16 protein-coding genes are annotated in these 16,868 nt (G+C 39.8%); 14 read left to right on the top strand and 2 right to left on the bottom strand.

What is annotated here, in order from left to right:
* The first annotated feature begins 58 nt into the window (after positions 1–58).
* Genes mpl through QL989_RS15205 form a run of 5 tightly spaced genes read left to right on the top strand, consistent with a single transcriptional unit; the run spans position 59 to position 4,404 of the window.
* Positions 59–1,414, top strand: coding sequence for a UDP-N-acetylmuramate:L-alanyl-gamma-D-glutamyl-meso-diaminopimelate ligase (mpl, locus tag QL989_RS15225; RefSeq protein WP_290170990.1), 1,356 nt, complete (start codon positions 59–61; stop codon positions 1,412–1,414).
* Between the two features lies 1 nt (position 1,415).
* Entirely contained in the window at positions 1,416–2,039 is a 624-nt protein-coding gene (locus QL989_RS15220; RefSeq protein ID WP_178955307.1) for a flavin prenyltransferase UbiX, read from the top strand.
* Positions 2,036–2,965: an ABC transporter ATP-binding protein gene (locus QL989_RS15215; protein WP_178955309.1), complete on the top strand. Its 930-nt coding sequence runs from the start codon at positions 2,036–2,038 to the stop codon at positions 2,963–2,965. Before QL989_RS15220 ends, QL989_RS15215 begins: the two co-directional genes overlap by 4 nt.
* The gene (locus QL989_RS15210; protein ID WP_010391022.1) at positions 2,966–3,733 is read left to right on the top strand and encodes an ABC transporter permease; all 768 of its coding nucleotides are present in this window, start codon (positions 2,966–2,968) and stop codon (positions 3,731–3,733) included.
* Positions 3,733–4,404: an SAM-dependent methyltransferase gene (locus QL989_RS15205; RefSeq protein WP_178955311.1), complete on the top strand. Its 672-nt coding sequence runs from the start codon at positions 3,733–3,735 to the stop codon at positions 4,402–4,404. The genes QL989_RS15210 and QL989_RS15205 overlap by 1 nt, the downstream gene beginning before the upstream one ends.
* On the opposite strand, the gene QL989_RS15200 is transcribed toward QL989_RS15205, so the two are convergent.
* A complete protein-coding gene (locus QL989_RS15200; protein ID WP_290170989.1) occupies positions 4,401–6,269 on the bottom strand; it encodes a GGDEF domain-containing protein in 1,869 nt (622 codons plus the stop codon). The genes QL989_RS15205 and QL989_RS15200 overlap by 4 nt on opposite strands.
* Positions 6,270–6,528: 259 nt before the next feature.
* Between QL989_RS15200 and panP the strand changes: the two genes are divergently transcribed.
* Positions 6,529–8,154 (top strand): pyridoxal-dependent aspartate 1-decarboxylase PanP, encoded by a 1,626-nt coding sequence (gene panP / locus QL989_RS15195; protein WP_290170987.1) that lies wholly within the window; start codon positions 6,529–6,531, stop codon positions 8,152–8,154.
* A 97-nt stretch (positions 8,155–8,251) separates the two neighbouring features.
* Here the strand turns inward: panP and argE are convergent, their stop codons facing one another.
* The gene (gene argE, locus QL989_RS15190; RefSeq protein WP_008466031.1) at positions 8,252–9,397 is read right to left on the bottom strand and encodes an acetylornithine deacetylase; all 1,146 of its coding nucleotides are present in this window, start codon (positions 9,395–9,397) and stop codon (positions 8,252–8,254) included.
* Between the two features lie 221 nt (positions 9,398–9,618).
* Between argE and argC the strand changes: the two genes are divergently transcribed.
* The 8 genes from argC to QL989_RS15150 form a co-directional block, all read left to right on the top strand.
* Positions 9,619–10,632, top strand: coding sequence for an N-acetyl-gamma-glutamyl-phosphate reductase (gene argC / locus QL989_RS15185; RefSeq protein WP_290170985.1), 1,014 nt, complete (start codon positions 9,619–9,621; stop codon positions 10,630–10,632).
* Positions 10,629–11,396 carry an acetylglutamate kinase gene (argB, locus tag QL989_RS15180; RefSeq protein WP_178955321.1) on the top strand — a complete coding sequence of 256 codons (768 nt, stop codon included), beginning with the start codon at positions 10,629–10,631 and terminating at the stop codon, positions 11,394–11,396. Before argC ends, argB begins: the two co-directional genes overlap by 4 nt.
* Before the next feature lie 7 nt (positions 11,397–11,403).
* Positions 11,404–12,336, top strand: a complete 933-nt coding sequence (locus QL989_RS15175) for an ornithine carbamoyltransferase (RefSeq protein ID WP_010391031.1) — start codon at positions 11,404–11,406, stop codon at positions 12,334–12,336.
* On the top strand, positions 12,333–13,535 hold the full coding sequence (locus tag QL989_RS15170; RefSeq protein WP_138605071.1) for an argininosuccinate synthase: 1,203 nt from the start codon (positions 12,333–12,335) through the stop codon (positions 13,533–13,535). The genes QL989_RS15175 and QL989_RS15170 overlap by 4 nt, the downstream gene beginning before the upstream one ends.
* A gap of 52 nt (positions 13,536–13,587) precedes the next feature.
* Complete coding sequence (gene argH, locus QL989_RS15165; protein WP_290170984.1) at positions 13,588–15,453, top strand: argininosuccinate lyase; 1,866 nt, start codon at positions 13,588–13,590, stop codon at positions 15,451–15,453.
* Positions 15,454–15,703: 250 nt separating this feature from the next.
* The gene (locus QL989_RS15160; protein WP_290170983.1) at positions 15,704–15,901 is read left to right on the top strand and encodes a hypothetical protein; all 198 of its coding nucleotides are present in this window, start codon (positions 15,704–15,706) and stop codon (positions 15,899–15,901) included.
* A 15-nt stretch (positions 15,902–15,916) separates the two neighbouring features.
* Positions 15,917–16,450 carry a hypothetical protein gene (locus QL989_RS15155; RefSeq protein ID WP_290170980.1) on the top strand — a complete coding sequence of 178 codons (534 nt, stop codon included), beginning with the start codon at positions 15,917–15,919 and terminating at the stop codon, positions 16,448–16,450.
* A 62-nt stretch (positions 16,451–16,512) separates the two neighbouring features.
* A partial coding sequence (locus QL989_RS15150; protein ID WP_290170979.1) for a hypothetical protein occupies positions 16,513–16,868 on the top strand: 356 nt, incomplete at its 3' end.

Genomic DNA, 16,868 nt, shown 5'->3' with positions numbered 1-16,868 from the left:
TATAGCGCCATTAAATTTTGCCCTAGAGCAAACTCCGCGCAGGATGAAAGGATAGTAAATGCATATACATATTTTGGGTATTTGTGGCACATTTATGGGTGGTATTGCCGCTATAGCTAAATCATTGGGTCACCACGTTACTGGGTCAGATCAAAACGTTTACCCACCAATGAGTACTCAGTTACAAGAACTGGGTATTGAACTAACACAGGGCTATGACGTATCTCAACTAGAGCCAGCTCCAGATATCGTTGTTATTGGTAATGCTATGAGCCGTGGTAACCCGTGTGTTGAATATGTACTCGATAAGAGCCTGCCTTATACTTCAGGACCTGAGTGGCTAAAACGTAACTTATTACAAGATTCATGGGTGCTGGCTGTGGCGGGAACTCATGGTAAAACAACCACCGCCAGTATGTTGGCGTGGATACTTGAATATGCGGGTTTAAAACCGGGCTTTTTAATTGGCGGAATTGTACAAAACTTTGGTCTTTCTGCGCGAGTTGGGCAAACGCCATTTTTTGTTATAGAAGCCGATGAGTACGACACGGCCTTTTTTGATAAACGCAGTAAGTTTGTTCATTATTTACCTCGAACACTTATTTTAAATAATCTTGAATTTGATCATGCTGATATTTTTGAAGATTTAAACGCAATTAAAAAACAATTTCACCATTTGATTCGTACACTACCGCAAAGCGGCAAAGTGCTGTGGCCAAAAAATGATGAAGCACTGAGCGATGTGATTACAAAAGGCTTGTGGAGCGAGAGCGAAACTCTAGGCGATGACTGGAATTATGAATTACTCAAAGCCGATGGTTCTCAATTTAATGTTTTACTAAATAAGCAGTTACAAGGCGTTGTTAGCTGGCAAGCGATTGGTGAGCATAACGTTAAAAATGCCATGATGGCTATTGCAGCAGCACGTCATGTGGGAATTGCAATAGAGCACAGTATTGAAGCTTTGAGTGAATTTATAAGCCCAAAAAGGCGAATGGAGCTTAAAGCAGATATTAATCATATTAAAGTGTATGACGATTTTGCCCATCACCCAACCGCGATTCAAACAACACTTGCGGGGCTGCGTGCTAAAGTGGGGGATGAAAAAATTATTGCGATTTTAGAGCCGCGCTCTAACACCATGAAAATGGGAGTGCATCAATTTACACTTCTCGATTCACTTCGCGATGCAGACGACGTGCTGTTATTTGAGCCAGAAAATTTAAACTGGTCACTTAAAGAGCAAGCTGACAAAGCGGGTATGCAATGCTTTGATTCTACAACCGCTATTATTGATACAGTACTTGAGAATATTGAGCCAAATCAACATGTTTTAATTATGAGTAATGGTGGTTTTAATGGTCTTCATCAGCAACTTGTTGATGGTTTGGCCGATAAATACAGCGGAGAATAATGTGCAATTTAAAGATACAATTACCTTAGCATTTAGTGGCGCATCAGGCGCACCATATGGATTAAGGCTGTTGGAAGTGTTACTTGAACAACAATTTCAAGTGTATGTGCTTATTTCAAGTGCCGCGCGTGTAGTTTTTGATACCGAGTCTAATATAAAGTTATCAGGGAATGAAGATAAAGCTACCGAGCAGTTAAGTGCATTATTTAACGCCAAGAGCGAACAATTAAAGGTATTTGGCAAAGATAACTGGTTCAGCCCTGTAGCTTCGGGCTCTGCAGCGCCGAAAAAAATGGTAGTATGTCCATGTAGCGCAGGATCTGTGTCTGCGATTGCAGTCGGCGCATCAGATAATTTATTAGAGCGCGCCGCCGATGTGGTGATAAAAGAGCGAGGTCAACTTATTTTAGTGCCACGCGAAACCCCGTTTAGCGAAATTCACTTAGAAAATATGCTTAAATTGTCGCGTTTAGGGGTCACTATCATGCCCGCTGCACCTGGTTTTTATCATCAACCACAAAGCATAGAAGACTTAGTTGATTTTATGGTGGCGCGAATTTTAGATCATTTAAATATTGAACATAATCTCACAAAGCGCTGGGGTTATGGTGAGGGTAAGAAATGAATAAGCAAAATATTGCTTTAAATATTGAAGGCCTTACCAAGGTTTACAAAAATGGGGTTGAGGCAGTAAAAGGCGTTGATTTACAAGTGCATGAAGGTGACTTTTTTGCACTGTTAGGTCCAAATGGAGCGGGTAAATCAACCACTATTGGGGTGATATCTTCTTTGGTAAATAAGACCAAAGGTAAAGTTGAAGTATTTGGTCATGATATTGATACCGACCTTGAAGCGGCGAAAGCCAACTTGGGCTTAGTGCCACAAGAGTTTAACTTCAGTCAGTTTGAAACCCTAAGCCAAATACTCGTTAATCAAGCAGGTTACTACGGTGTACCGCGCGGCGAAGCGCACAAACGTGCTGACAAGTACTTAGCACAACTTGGGCTGCTTGAGAAAAAAGATAAGCAAGCGCGTACCCTTTCTGGTGGTATGAAGCGTCGCTTGATGATTGCACGCGCCTTAATGCATGAACCAAAGTTACTTATTTTAGACGAACCAACTGCGGGCGTTGATATAGAGCTGCGCCGCTCAATGTGGGAGTTTTTAAGACAAATCAACGAACAAGGCGTGACCATTATTTTAACCACTCACTACCTTGAAGAAGCCGAACTACTGTGTAAAAACATCGCTATAATTGATACCGGCCGTATAGTTGAAAACACCACCATAAAAGCCTTGTTGGCTAAATTAGACAAAGAAACCTTTGTATTGGATTTAAAACAGCCTACCAATCCGGTGACGCTTGAAGGGTATAATTTTACCATGACTGATGATCACACCATTGAAGTTGAGGTGGCTAAATCACAAGGGCTTAATGCTGTATTTAGCGCGTTAACCGAACAAGGTAATACTGTGCTAAGCATGCGTAATAAAGCAAATCGATTAGAAGAATTATTTGTAGGTTTATTAGAGCAAGGGCGGGGCGAATAAATGTTTAAATATGGCGTAGCCTTAAAAAGTATTTGGATTAAAGAGTGTATTCGCTTTTTGCGTATTTGGGTGCAAACCTTAGTGCCGCCAGCGATTACTATGAGCTTATATTTTGTTATTTTTGGGAACTTAATAGGCTCGCGTATTGGCGATATGGGCGGCTTTAGTTACATGGAGTTTATTGTTCCTGGCCTTATTATGATGTCAGTTATAACAAACTCTTACTCGAATGTGGCTTCGAGCTTTTACTCAACTAAGTTTCAAAAAAGTATTGAAGAGTTATTGGTTGCACCTGTGCCTAATTACATCATTGTGTTGGGTTATATGGGCGGAGGCATGACCCGAGGCATTATGGTGGGCTTTATTGTAACGTGCGTTTCTTTATTTTTTGTAGATATACAAATACATAATATTTTTGTGATTATAGCCACTGTTATTCTTACCTCGGCGGTGTTTGCCTTGGGCGGGTTAATCAACGCTATTTATGCAAACAGCTTTGATGACATAAGTATTATTCCGACCTTTATTTTAACGCCTCTAACTTATTTAGGCGGAGTGTTTTACTCAATCACTTTACTGCCTGATTTTTGGCAAATGGTATCGCAAATAAACCCGATCATTTATATGGTAAACGCATTCAGATACGGATTTTTAGGTGTTTCTGATGTTGATTTAACGGTTGCGATTGCGGTGTTGTTGGTGTTTATCAGCGTATTATTTACTTTAGCACTTACGCTAATTAAAAAAGGTGTGGGGCTAAGACACTAATGAGCGATGCAAATTCACGTAGTATTGTATCTAATCAAGCGGGACTTCATGAAAAGCTTGATGAAATAGTTAATAAACACTTACAAGCCGAGTTTAAAAAGCCAATTGCAGCGCATACTCAAACCGCATTTGATGAAGTTAATGCTAAGGTGCAAGCCTTTGATGGACCGCTTATTCTAGACTCCTGTTGTGGCGTTGGCGAAAGCACTGCTAATTTAGCGAAACGTCATCCTGATGCGTTAGTTGTGGGCATCGATAAGTCATCTCACCGACTTGATAAGCATGATGTTGAGTATAAACAAACTGAGAGTGGTCAATACATTTTAGTGCAAGCTGACTTAAATGATTTTTGGCGTTTAGCTGTCGCTGCTAATTGGCAGCCTACTCATCATTATTTGCTATACCCAAACCCGTGGCCTAAGTCTAAGCACATTCAACGGCGCTGGCATGGGGCGGCTATCTTCCCCTTTATTGTAAAACTAGGTGGTTTGCTTGAAGTGCGCAGTAACTGGGATATCTATGTTAAAGAGTTTGCCAGAGCGCTCGAATTAACAGGGCATCCATGTGAAACTGTATTGTTTGAATCAGACGAAGCAATTACCCCTTTTGAGCGTAAGTACTGGGCCAGTGGTCAGCAAAGCCACCGACTAGCCATTAATCTTAATAACTAATTCATTGCTTTTTTAAAGTCAGTAACATGTGGCGTTGATTTGCCAAGGTAGCTACCTTGCATCAGCGTTACATTTAGCTGGCTGAGTAACTCTGCAACTGTATTACTTTCTACCGCTTCAATAACCAATTCAAGTTCAAGCTGCTGAGCTGTATCAGCGATATAGGTTATAAATAGCGACGTATTTGCATCATTTAACAGCTGCTTTGTGATTGCACCATCGAGTTTAATACCATCAACCTCCACTTTTAACGTATTAAGGGTATTAATAAATTCATTACCCCAGCAGTGCATCACCACCTTTGCTCCCTTACTTTTTACCATTGCGATAAATGACTTTATTTCGTAGTAATGTGAAATAACCTGCGACTCTAAAATTGAAATAGTGATATTTTCAGGATTAGGATAGCGATGAAGTTCATAGGCAATATGATCATAAATAGTGGGATCTGCAATGTTTTCAGCGCACACTGTTAGCTCCCAACAAATTGCCGATTTACGAAAACGTGAAACACATTGAGTAAATAGGGTATGGGTTAACATGCCATTCATACGCAGTCTATCTAGTGCATTTGCAAAGGTATCAGGGGTTAAAATCTCCCCTTGTGAAGTGACTATTCTCGGTGAGCAATCATACCTAATAACTTCATCGGTATGAGTATTTATAACCGGCTGGAAGTAAGGAACAACACGATGAGCATCAAATGCTTCACGAATTTCTTTTGCTATTTCAACATTATATAAATATAGAGATTTAGCGTCGTTAATTGCCTCACAGTAGTTAACTATGCTCTGATCGCCCTGCTTAGATTGCAGTAACGCAATATGAGCATTCTTAAGCAGTAATGACTTATTGCCTCTAGCTACACCAGCGTTAAGGGTAATATAAATAAAAGGCTGATTTAAAAACGGTATATTTTTATCATGTGACTGGATGATGCTATATAGCTCATCAAAGGGAGTTTCTTTATCAGTCAAAATAGCGAGTTTATTAGTTGCAATACGATAAATACGTGCGTGCAAACGGGCTTGCTGCTTAAAGTGAGTGAGCAGCTTTTTCATCACTTCATCGGCTGTTTTTGTGCCAAAAAAACGGCTGATATTATCAATTTCGTTCACTAAAATAATCGCAATTTGTAAATGATGTTCATTGCTTTTTTTTAGCCGTTTTTCTAAGGCAATATGATTTTCAAATCCGCTTGCATGGTCGCTCATTAATGAACGACGTACTCCATAGTAATAAAGAATATAAACTATTAATAAAATAATAATTACGCAGCAAAAATGAAACATAGATTGATATAAGTCTGTTTTTAACGCATTGCTAATTTTATCAACGCTAATATCTGCAGCTGTAATATAGGTTCTGCCATTTTTTGCCAGATGAGGAATATATACTGTTTTAGAATGGCCGCGATGCGCTGTTGAGGTTTCAAAAATAGGGGATGTTGATAAAAATGCAGCTATGTTGATGGGCGTGGCTTCGGGGTAAAGATCTAAAAACTGAGTAACTTTACCGTTATTTTGATCATCTTGAGTGTAACTAGAGGCAGTAAAATAAACATTCTCATCAATCAGTACCATTGAATATAAATAATCTATATTTAAATCATTGGCCAACGCCGAAAGCTGGTCAGCTTTATTTTGATAGCTTGAAAAGCTAATTTCTTGCGCTACTTTATCGTGATAATCACTACCTAAAATGTACTTTACGCTGGTGGCTGCATTTAATAAACGATTATCAATGCTGCGTATCACATCATTATTGATGGCAGTGTAGGTGTAGTAACTGTAGATTATTAAGCTGACTAAAAAAAAGACGGTACCGAGCGCCAACCGAGTTAATTTTAGATTTCCTTTTAGCATGTAACATCCTTATTTTTTGTTAGATTTATTATACTTAAAAATTATAAATGCCCAATATTTTAATTACCCTTTGTACTAAATATAAAAAATAGTGAAATGTTATCTATTTTGTATTGTCTTTTATGGCTTAAAACGAGACATTTTTGTCATATTGCAGTAAAGTTAGCGCAATTTTTTAGAAATGCCGTTGCTTAAAAACACCTTAAATTAGCGTGTTTTACAAACTAACAGGTGTTTTAGTCACACACTAGGTATGAAGATGGATCAAAAGCGTTGTGCCGTCGCCTCTAAAGAAAGCCTCAAACGGATATTTACCGTTCCAGAGGCCCCTGACTCAACTTTGAGCAAAATAGAGCTTGAAATTTCGAGTAATTTAGCAGGTTTCTTAAACGAAAATATCGCGGCAATTGAAAAACCATTACATGAAATAGAAAAAGATTTTCAATCTGCGGCTATCCCTGAAGAGCCAACGTTTGTGTCTTGCTATGCCCAAGATATTATGGAACAGCTGGTTGCTCATTCTGTACATACCGCAGCGCCAAGCTTTATTGGTCACATGACATCTGCTCTGCCACATTTTTTACTGCCGTTATCGAAATTAATGGTTGGGCTAAATCAAAACCTTGTAAAAATAGAAACCTCAAAAGCGTTTACCCCATTAGAGCGTCAAGTTTTAGGAATGATGCATCATTTAGCTTATGGACAAAATGATGGCTTTTATTCTAAATGGATGCACAGTGCAAAAACCTCTTTAGGAGCATTTTGCTCTGGTGGCACAGTAGCTAACATTACAGCACTTTGGATTGCTCGCAACCGCTTATTGAAAGCGGGTGGCAACTTTAAAGGCATTGCTGCACAAGGTTTAGTGGCGGGAATGCTCCACTATGGTTACAAAGGACTGGCGGTTTTAATCTCTGAGCGAGGTCATTACTCATTAGGCAAATCGGTAGATTTACTAGGTATTGGCCGTGAGAATTTAATTGGTATTAAAACATCGGCTGATAATAAAGTTGATGTAGATGCTATGCGAGAAAAAGCGCTAGAGCTTGAAGCGCAAGGCATTAAAGTGATGGCAATTATTGGTGTAGCCGGAACGACTGAAACTGGTAATATCGATCCACTTGAAGACATGGCTAATTTAGCACAAGAAATTAATTGCCATTTTCATGTTGATGCGGCGTGGGGCGGAGCTACTTTACTCTCTAATACCCATAGGCACCTTTTAAAAGGTATTGAGCATGCAGATTCAATCACCATTGATGCGCATAAACAAATGTATGTACCGATGGGAGCAGGTTTGGTGCTGTTTAAAGACCCTGCTGCAACTGATGCCATAGAGCATCATGCTGAATATATTTTACGTAAAGGCTCTAAAGATTTAGGCAGCCATACCCTTGAGGGGAGCCGCCCTGGTATGGCGATGTTAGTGCATGCTTGCTTACGTGTTATTGGTCGTAAAGGCTACGAAATGCTTATCGATCGCAGTATTAAAAAAGCCCGTTACTTTGCTGATTTGATAAAAGCAGATGAAGACTTTGAATTAATATCAGAACCTGAGCTATGTTTGCTAACTTATCGTTATGTCCCTAAGCAAATTAAAAATGCGATAGCACAGGCCGACGCACAAACCCGTTTAGATATCTTTGCCGCGCTTAATCGTTTTACTGCAAGCATGCAAAAACGTCAACGTGAATCAGGTCGCTCGTTTGTATCGCGTACACGTTTAACGCCAGTTCAATATGATAACCAACCAACCGTAGTATTTAGAGTGGTGCTTGCGAATCCGCTTACATCAGGTGCAATATTAAAAGAGATATTAGAAGAGCAGAAAGAACTAGCTCAAACCGACCCTGTATTTAAAAAGTATTTACGAAAATATATGTAACTAACCTGAACTCTGGTTAAGAGATTTACTATTCAGAGTTCGGGTTAAATATAAATGCTATAAAAAAGACGCTTAATAGCGTCTTTTTTGTTACTGATTAAAAGCAACTCGCCTTTATGAGGTTGCTGATAATTTGTTGCGAAGGCTTTATTTTTTCCATCGCTAAATATTCATCGGGCTGATGCGCTTGGTTAATTGAACCCGGTCCCATGACGATGGTTTCACAACCCAGTTGTTGTATAAATGGTGCCTCAGTACAGTAATTAACAGCCACCGCTTTTTGCCCTGCTATATTTTCGGCTAGTTTAACTAACGCGCTGTCTGTGCTTCCTGTAAATGCTGGAATTGGCTCATGTAAATCAATCACACTGACCGAATTAGGGTATTGCTGATTTATATCGTAGGTTGCATCAAGCAGCAATGCTTGCAGCTCTTGTACACTTAAGCCAGGAAGAGGGCGCATATCAATGTGCATTTCACAGCAACCGCAAATCCGATTCGCATTATCGCCCCCATGAATATTACCTAAATTGAGCGTTGGGTGAGGAATTTCAAAGTGATTTATTGAATATTTATTCTTAAGTTGTTCTTTTAAGATTAGCAATTTTGTAATCACTTTATGCATCACTTCGATGGCGTTAAGACCCCGTTCGGGATCTGAGCTATGTCCTGAACGGCCGACAACTCTTATTGCTGTACTCATATGACCTTTATGAGTAAATACTGGCGTCATATCAGTAGGTTCACCAATAATACAGCGACTTGGCTTTAAATTTGGGTGCTTACAGATTTGTTGTGCGCCAGCCATAGTGGTTTCTTCGTCTGCGGTGGCTAATATTAAAATTGGTTGTGTTTGTTGCTTTTCATCAAGCTCACTAATAGCCTGCAGTACAAAAGCAAAAAAACCTTTCATATCAATGCTACCTAAGCCAAATAGTTTGTTATCTCGCTCAGTTAATTTAAATGGGTTGTGATTCCAACGACTATCATCAAATGGTACCGTATCAGTGTGACCTGCCAGCATTAAACCGCCGTCGCCTTGACCGCGTTTTGCTAATAAGTTGTAGCGACCTTTGTTGCCTTCTAACTCTATTATTTCACAGTTAAAACCTAAGCTTTCACACCATTGCGCTAGGAGTTCAATGACACTCTTATTACTCATACATAAATGATCTTCAATGGCACTGATAGAGGGGGCAGCAATCAATTGCTGGTACATCGAAATAAATGACGGCAGAGACATAAAAAACTCCAAAATAAGTATTCATTTTAATTGCATAACAATGTAAAAGTATTTACTATGAATATCAATTCACTTTTTAAGCATAAATATATTAAAGTTACGCCATGAAAATAATACGACGATAGTTATCACTCATAAATTTAATCTGTTTGGCTGGGTTATACCCTAGTGTAAACAAACAACATGGAATGTGGTCACTAATTTTAGATAAAGAGTAAATAATGAACGTAGTAATTATAGGTGCCAGCGGTTACAGCGGCGCAGAACTGGCTAGCTTAGTAGCAAAACATCCAACTCTTTCGCTAACTGGTTGTTATGTATCAGCGCAAAGTTTAGATAAACATAAGTTGCTTAGTGAGTTGTATCCTGAGCATTTAGGATTACTTGATTTACCTTTGCAGCCACTAAATGAACATGCACTTGCTGATATCACTCATTCAGCAGATTACGTTTGCCTGTGTACCGATCATAAAGTAAGTGTGGATTTAGCGCCTCAGTTTTTAGCGATGGGTAAAAAGGTATTTGACCTTTCTGGTGGCTATCGTCTTGCAAGCAATGATGATTACCTTACTTATTATGGCTTTGAACACCAACATCCAGAACTACTCAATCAAGCGGCATATGGTCTTGCTGAATGGAATAGTAAAGCCATTACTGATGCTCAGCTAATTGCTGTTGCTGGCTGCTATCCAACGGCTGCATTAAATGCATTAAAACCTCTTCAGCAAGCGTGTTTGTTGAGTGATGAAAAAATTATTATTAATGCGGTTTCTGGCGTAACGGGCGCAGGGCGAAAAGCCAGCATCGGTACGCATTTTTGTGAGGTATCACTTGCACCCTATGGTTTGTTTAATCACCGTCATGGGCCTGAAATACAACAGCATCTAGGTCATGAGGTGTTATTTACTCCTCATTTAGGTAATTTTCCGCGCGGTATTTTAGAAACTATTTATGTGCAATTAAAGCCGGGTGTGACCAGTGAGCAAGTAGCTAAAGCTTATCAAGTATTGGCTGATGAGCCATTAATTCGTTTGCTTGGCAGCAAAATCCCTTCGATTAAAGGGGTGGCCAAACAACCTTATGTAGATATTGCGTGGCAGCAGCAAGGCTCACAGTTAATAGTAATGGCAGCAATTGACAACTTATTAAAAGGGGCAGCTGGTCAGGCTTTGCAATGTATTAATTTATCAATGGGGCTTCCCCACACTACAGGTCTAATAGGAGCGTTTAGATGAGCAGTAAAACGTGGGTTATTAAACTCGGTGGTGCAGTACTCAATACTGAAAATGCCGCTAAAGCATTATTTGAAATACTCAACGAGCAAGATGATGCTCAGTTTGTGATTGTGCATGGTGGTGGCTCATTAGTTGATAGCTGGTTAAAAGAGGCTGGTTTTGCCAGTGCTAAACACCAAGGTTTACGTATTAGCCCTAAAGAACAGATGCCTTATATTGTTGGAGCCCTTGCGGGTGCGGCAAACAAACAACTCATGGCGCAAGCAATTAGTGTTGGTCATAAGCCGGTGGGGTTAAGTTTATATGAAGCAGGGATCACCGCCTCGCAAAAATTAAAAGCATTGGGTCAAGTAGGTCAATGTCACAACAATGCTGATTCTATTATTGATGATTTACTCAGTGTTGGCCGGTTACCAATCATCAGCTCTATCGGCTTTGATGAACAGGGCTTGTTATACAACGTTAATGCAGATGAAGCAGCCGCCGCAATGGCAAATAATTTAAATGCAGAACTTATTTTTATGACGGACGTAGAGGCGGTACTTGATGCCAATAAGCAGCCTTTACATCAACTTGACACAAAACACATTGATACTTTAATTGCAGAGGGAGTAATTGTGGGCGGGATGGAGGTCAAAGTTAAGACCAGTCTTCACGCTGCCCAACATTTACGACGCGGTGTGTACATTTCCAGCTGGCAAAAGCCAGAAAACTTAACTGCTTTGCTGCAAGGCGAGCATGTCGGAACTAAAGTAACACCATAGGTTGAACATGTTTAAAGATTTTTTAACGGGTCTAGAATTAGACCAACAAGGCGCACTAAATTTATTAAAGTTAGCGCAAGATATTAAAGAAAGCCCGAGTAAATATAGCCAAGTATTAGCTGGTAAGTCAGTGGTTACTTTGTTTGAAAAGCAAAGTTTACGTACTCGCCTTTCATTTGATATTGGTATAAACCGTTTAGGGGGCCATGCGGTTTACCTTGACCAACAAAATGGTGCAATGGGCGCCCGCGAATCAATAAAAGATTTTGCCTTAAATATTTCGACTTGGGCAGACGGGATTGTTGCGCGGGTTAATCAGCACAGTACGTTAACGACACTCGGTGAGTATTCATCCGTTCCTGTGATTAACAGTTTGTGTGATTTATATCACCCATGCCAAGCATTAGCTGATTTTTTAACGCTACAAGAAGTACATGGTGATGTTAGCCAGTTAAAGCTTGCCTACCTAGGTGAGGGCAATAATGTAACACACTCATTAATGCTATTAGCCGCTACTTTAGGAACAGACTTTGTCGCTGTAACACCAAAAGGCAGCTCACCTGATTCGCAAGTACTTAAAAAAGCAGAGCAAATAGCAGCGATGAATGGCGCTTCTGTAATGGTAAGTGACAGGGTTGAGGCTGCAGTAGGCGCTAATGTTGTTTACGCCGATACCTGGGTATCAATGGGGGATACAACTCCTCTTGAGCAAGTAAAAGAAAAATACATGCCTTATCAATTAAACCAGGCATTGTTAGAAAAAACCGGTGCAACTACGGTATTACATTGCCAACCGGCACACCGTGAGTTTGAAATTACTTCTGAGGTAATGGATGGCCCTGCATCAAAAATTATACAGCAAGCAGAAAACCGCATGCATGCGCAAAATGCGCTATTAGTTACATTGTTAAATCCAAATTTTGTTAAGGAACACCTATGAGTTCAATTAAAAAAGTCGTTTTAGCCTATTCAGGTGGTCTTGATACATCGGCTATCGTGCCATGGTTAAAAGAGAACTACGGCTGTGAAGTTATTGCCTTTGTTGCCGATGTTGGCCAAGGCGCTGAAGAACTTGAAGGCGTAGAAGCTAAAGCTATAGCGTCAGGTGCATCTGAGTGTTACGTGGTTGATTTAAAAGATGAGATGGTAAGCGATTATATTTACCCAACGCTTAAAACGGGTTCTATATACGAAGGAACTTATTTACTTGGTACCTCTATGGCGCGTCCAATTATTGCTAAAGCGCAAGTAGAAGTTGCGCGTAAAGTAGGTGCCGATGCACTTTCTCACGGCTGTACAGGCAAAGGTAACGACCAAGTACGTTTTGAGTCATGTTTTGCCGCACTCGCACCTGATTTAAAAGTGATTGCGCCATGGCGTGAGTGGGATTTATCAAGCCGTGAATCATTGCTTGATTACCTAGCTGAACGTGATATTCCATGTTCTGCGTCAGCAACTAAAATTTACAGTCGTGATGCTAACGCATGGCATATTTCTCACGAAGGCGGTGAACTTGAAGACCCTTGGTGTGAACCAAGTGAGCAAGTATGGACCTGGACTAACTCACCAGAGCAAGCACCTGATAAAGCTGAACACGTCACTTTATCGGTTGTTGAAGGTGAAGTAGTTGCTGTAAATGGCGAAGAGCTTAAACCTTATGATTGTTTAGTTAAATTAAACGATATTGCATCACCTCATGGTGTGGGACGTGTCGATATTGTAGAAAACCGTTTAGTTGGCATGAAATCGCGTGGTTGTTATGAAACGCCAGGCGGTACTGTGATCATGGCGGCGCTTCAAGCAATAGACGAGTTAGTACTTGATAAAGCGAGCCGTAAATGGAAAGAAGTACTCGGTGGTGAATTTTCACACTTAGTCTACGACGGTCGTTGGTTTACGCCGCTAAAAGATTCTATTTTAGCCGGTGCAGAAGCGCTGTCTACACTAGCAACGGGCGAAGTGGTACTTAAGCTTTATAAAGGCCAAGTCACTGCGGTTCAGAAAAAATCACCTAACAGTTTATATAGCGAAGATTTTGCTACCTTTGGTGAAGACGATGTTTATGACCAATCGCACGCAGAAGGCTTTATTCGTTTATTCTCGCTATCAAGCAGAATTTCAGCACTAGCTAAAAAGTAACTTTTTATGCCCCTTGGAATTAAGGGGCTATTATCGGGTTTGGAGAGATTTCATGGCATTATGGGGCGGACGTTTTTCTACGGGTCCAGATGAAGCGTTTAAACAGTTTAACGATTCACTTCCCTTTGATTATCAATTAGCAGAGCAAGATATAATTGGCTCTGTTGCATGGGCTGGCGCACTAGAACAAGTGAATGTGTTATCTAGTGATGAGCACAAAAAGCTGGTATCGGCACTTTATGAGTTACTTGAAGAAGTAAAAGCAAATCCACACGCTGTTGCCACTTCAGGTGCAGAGGATATTCACTCGCATGTTGAAGCTGCACTAATTGAAAAAGTAGGTGATTTAGCTAAAAAGTTACACACAGGCCGAAGCCGTAACGACCAAGTTGCTACCGACTTTAGACTCTGGTGCCGCGATACCGCTGATCATATTTTAAAAGCGATTGCGCAACTTAAAGCAGAGTTTATTGGCTTAGCTGAACGTGAGCTTGGCACAATATTACCAGGTTATACCCACTTACAACGTGCACAACCGGTGTTATTTAGCCATTGGTGTATGGCTTATGTAGAAATGCTTGAGCGTGATGAAAGCCGACTAAAAGATGCCCAAGCACGAATGAATTATTGCCCACTCGGCAGTGGTGCACTTGCGGGCACTGCATACCCGATTGACCGCCATGCACTTGCACAAGGGCTAGGATTTACTGGCGCGACTAAAAATAGTTTAGATGGCGTATCTGATCGTGACTTTGTTGTTGAACTATTAAGCTGTGCGTCTATTTCTATGATCCACTTATCGCGGATGTCTGAAGACCTGATTTTTTATAACTCAGGCGAAGCTGGCTTTATTGAACTGGCCGATAATGTAACCTCGGGTTCATCTTTAATGCCACAGAAAAAAAACCCAGATGCATTAGAGCTTATTCGTGGTAAAACTGGCCGGGTGTTTGGTGCGTTTAGCGCAATGATGATGACCTTAAAAGCACTGCCACTTGCTTACAATAAAGACATGCAAGAAGACAAAGAAGGCATTTTTGATGCCATGCCAACATGGCTTGCGTGTATTCATATGGCACAAGCGTGTATTAAAGGTATAAAAGTTAAAGCAGATAAAACCCTTGCAGCGGCAAAAGGTGGCCACGCGAATGCAACCGAACTTGCTGATTATTTAGTGGCTAAAGGTGTACCGTTCAGAGAAGGGCATCATATTGTAGGGGTATTGGTGCAACTAGCCATTAGTGAAGATAAAACGTTAGAGGAGCTTTCACTTGAGCAGTATAAATCAGTAAACCCCGTGTTTGAAGATGACGTGTATCCGGTACTTGAAATTGACGCCTGTATCAAAGCACGCCAAGCGCTTGGCGGTACATCATTAGAGCAAGTAAGCAAAGCGGTGAAAGACGCGAAAAAAAAACAGCAAATAACGGTTCGTGATGCCAATTTAGATGACGTAGAAGCAATTGCTAAACTCGTACAGCACTGGGCAACAGTCGGCGAAAATTTACCGCGAGCTAAAAGTGATATGGTGCACTCAATTAATGAGTTTGCCGTAACCGAGATAGACGGTCAGGTATCGGGTTGTGCTTCACTTTATATTTACGACACAGGATTAGCTGAAATACGTTCATTAGGCATTGATCCTAAAAGCGCAGTAACGGGGCAGGGACGAGAACTGGTTGAACACTTATTAGTGAAAGCCAAAAAGTTGGCACTTAATCGTGTCATTGTTCTGACTCGTGTACCTGACTTTTTCGAAAATCAGCGGTTTAGTTTCTGTAATAAAGAGAGCCTACCTGAAAAAGTAATGAAAGATTGCGAGCTATGTTTACGCAAAGAAAACTGTGATGAAGTCGCAATGGAATATATGTTAAAGCCAAGTAATAGCATGGAGATCCCCTGTAAAAACGTGGCTTGAGCAATCCCTAGGATAAAAAACGCACGGTGACCCCGATGCGTTTTTTTTTTGAGTAAAATAAAATAATTTTTTAATTAATATACTAGTAATTTAAAGTTGGCATATCGTTTGCATTTCACTTGTGTAGCGTGCTGTTGAGTCAATTAACCAACATAGATTAAACGCGACAGCAGTTATTTACTAACTGCTGCAGGTGGTGTGATTTAAATTTGCGCCAATAATAAATTTAATACTCAAAAGGATTAATCACATGCAAATTTCAGCGAACAGCCAAGTACAAATGCAAGCATACAATAAAACGCAACAATTAAAGCCTGCAATGGAACAAACTGCTAGCCCTAAAACCTTACAATCTGATACAGTAAGTATCTCTCAAGAGGCAATGGCTGCAGCTGGTGCAGAACTTCAGCGTGGTGGCGTTATACTTGATACTAGTAAGCCTAAGTAACATTAAAGGTCATGAATGTTTTTAACTGAGTTTTTTGGTTTTTTTTCGCTGTCAGCTTTTGCAAGCTGGGGCTTTTTGATGGCGTTTTTCTTTAATGCTTTTGTATTTTCATTAGGCATTAAAAGGGATACTACCTTATTACTCAGTTCATTTATTATGATGACTTCTTACACTTTATCTGATTATTTCTTTACTTGGTTATCAATAGAAAATTCACTATATTTAGACTGGGCTCTATACGATTATGGGACTATAGCAGCTTTGACACTAGCCTTTGTTTTGTTTAAAAAGACAACATACTCTTTTCTGTACATTATTTTAGGTCTCTTTATAAACTCTATACTTAGTCTATTTATGTATTTTGATATGTACCTTAGTAATAATCGTGAGCCTTGGTTTCTATGGGATATATATACTTTTGGCGTTAATATAATAGATTTAATAATGATTGTAGTTTTAATTGTAGATCGAGACTTTTTAGGTCTTCATAAATTAAAAAATAAACTTTTCAAAGGCTCAAATATCCAACCAGAAAACAACTTTTCATAAACATGTATATAAGCTATACCCTTGGTGAATATGTAAGCGCATTCATTCAGTGGGGCTTCCTAATGGCTTTCCTGTATTGTTTTGTTAAAAGTATCAATACCCCACATAAATCTTCTCTATATTTAGCTGCAATAATGCTTTGCTCATATGTATTAAGTGACTATCTATATATATTGAGCCATGTTTATCTTAATTGGATAGCTTATGACTTTTTAACCATTGCTTTTATTGTTTTTGCGATTAAAAGAGCAAAGGTTACTCCATCTTTATCTGCATATTTCATCATTATTGGCTTAATCATAAATAGTGTATTAGTTGGTTTTATTTATTATGACTTATACATTCTTGGGAATACTCAAGAATGGTGGTTTTGGAGTTTTTATTCTATTTCTATAAACTTGATTGATATATTAATGAT

This window comes from Pseudoalteromonas sp. APC 3224 (assembly GCF_030407535.1).
In the GTDB taxonomy this organism is placed as follows: Bacteria; Pseudomonadota; Gammaproteobacteria; order Enterobacterales; family Alteromonadaceae; genus Pseudoalteromonas.
Note: the sequence above shows the minus strand (reverse complement) of the source record. Positions and strands in the feature narration are given on the sequence as shown.

Bases quoted from the DNA above. Each gene is read 5' to 3' on its own strand.
- QL989_RS15215 (WP_178955309.1), top strand. From the start codon at position 2,036: ATGAATAAGCAAAATATTGCTTTAAATATTGAAGGCCTTACCAAGGTT.
- QL989_RS15205 (WP_178955311.1), top strand. From the start codon at position 3,733: ATGAGCGATGCAAATTCACGTAGTATTGTATCTAATCAAGCGGGACTT.
- panP (WP_290170987.1), top strand. From the start codon at position 6,529: ATGGATCAAAAGCGTTGTGCCGTCGCCTCTAAAGAAAGCCTCAAACGG.
- argH (WP_290170984.1), top strand. From the start codon at position 13,588: ATGGCATTATGGGGCGGACGTTTTTCTACGGGTCCAGATGAAGCGTTT.
- QL989_RS15175 (WP_010391031.1), top strand. From the start codon at position 11,404: ATGTTTAAAGATTTTTTAACGGGTCTAGAATTAGACCAACAAGGCGCA.
- argE (WP_008466031.1), bottom strand. From the start codon at position 9,397: ATGTCTCTGCCGTCATTTATTTCGATGTACCAGCAATTGATTGCTGCC.
- argB (WP_178955321.1), top strand. From the start codon at position 10,629: ATGAGCAGTAAAACGTGGGTTATTAAACTCGGTGGTGCAGTACTCAAT.
- QL989_RS15210 (WP_010391022.1), top strand. From the start codon at position 2,966: ATGTTTAAATATGGCGTAGCCTTAAAAAGTATTTGGATTAAAGAGTGT.
- QL989_RS15155 (WP_290170980.1), top strand. From the start codon at position 15,917: ATGTTTTTAACTGAGTTTTTTGGTTTTTTTTCGCTGTCAGCTTTTGCA.
- mpl (WP_290170990.1), top strand. From the start codon at position 59: ATGCATATACATATTTTGGGTATTTGTGGCACATTTATGGGTGGTATT.
- QL989_RS15170 (WP_138605071.1), top strand. From the start codon at position 12,333: ATGAGTTCAATTAAAAAAGTCGTTTTAGCCTATTCAGGTGGTCTTGAT.
- QL989_RS15200 (WP_290170989.1), bottom strand. From the start codon at position 6,269: ATGCTAAAAGGAAATCTAAAATTAACTCGGTTGGCGCTCGGTACCGTC.
- QL989_RS15160 (WP_290170983.1), top strand. From the start codon at position 15,704: ATGCAAATTTCAGCGAACAGCCAAGTACAAATGCAAGCATACAATAAA.
- argC (WP_290170985.1), top strand. From the start codon at position 9,619: ATGAACGTAGTAATTATAGGTGCCAGCGGTTACAGCGGCGCAGAACTG.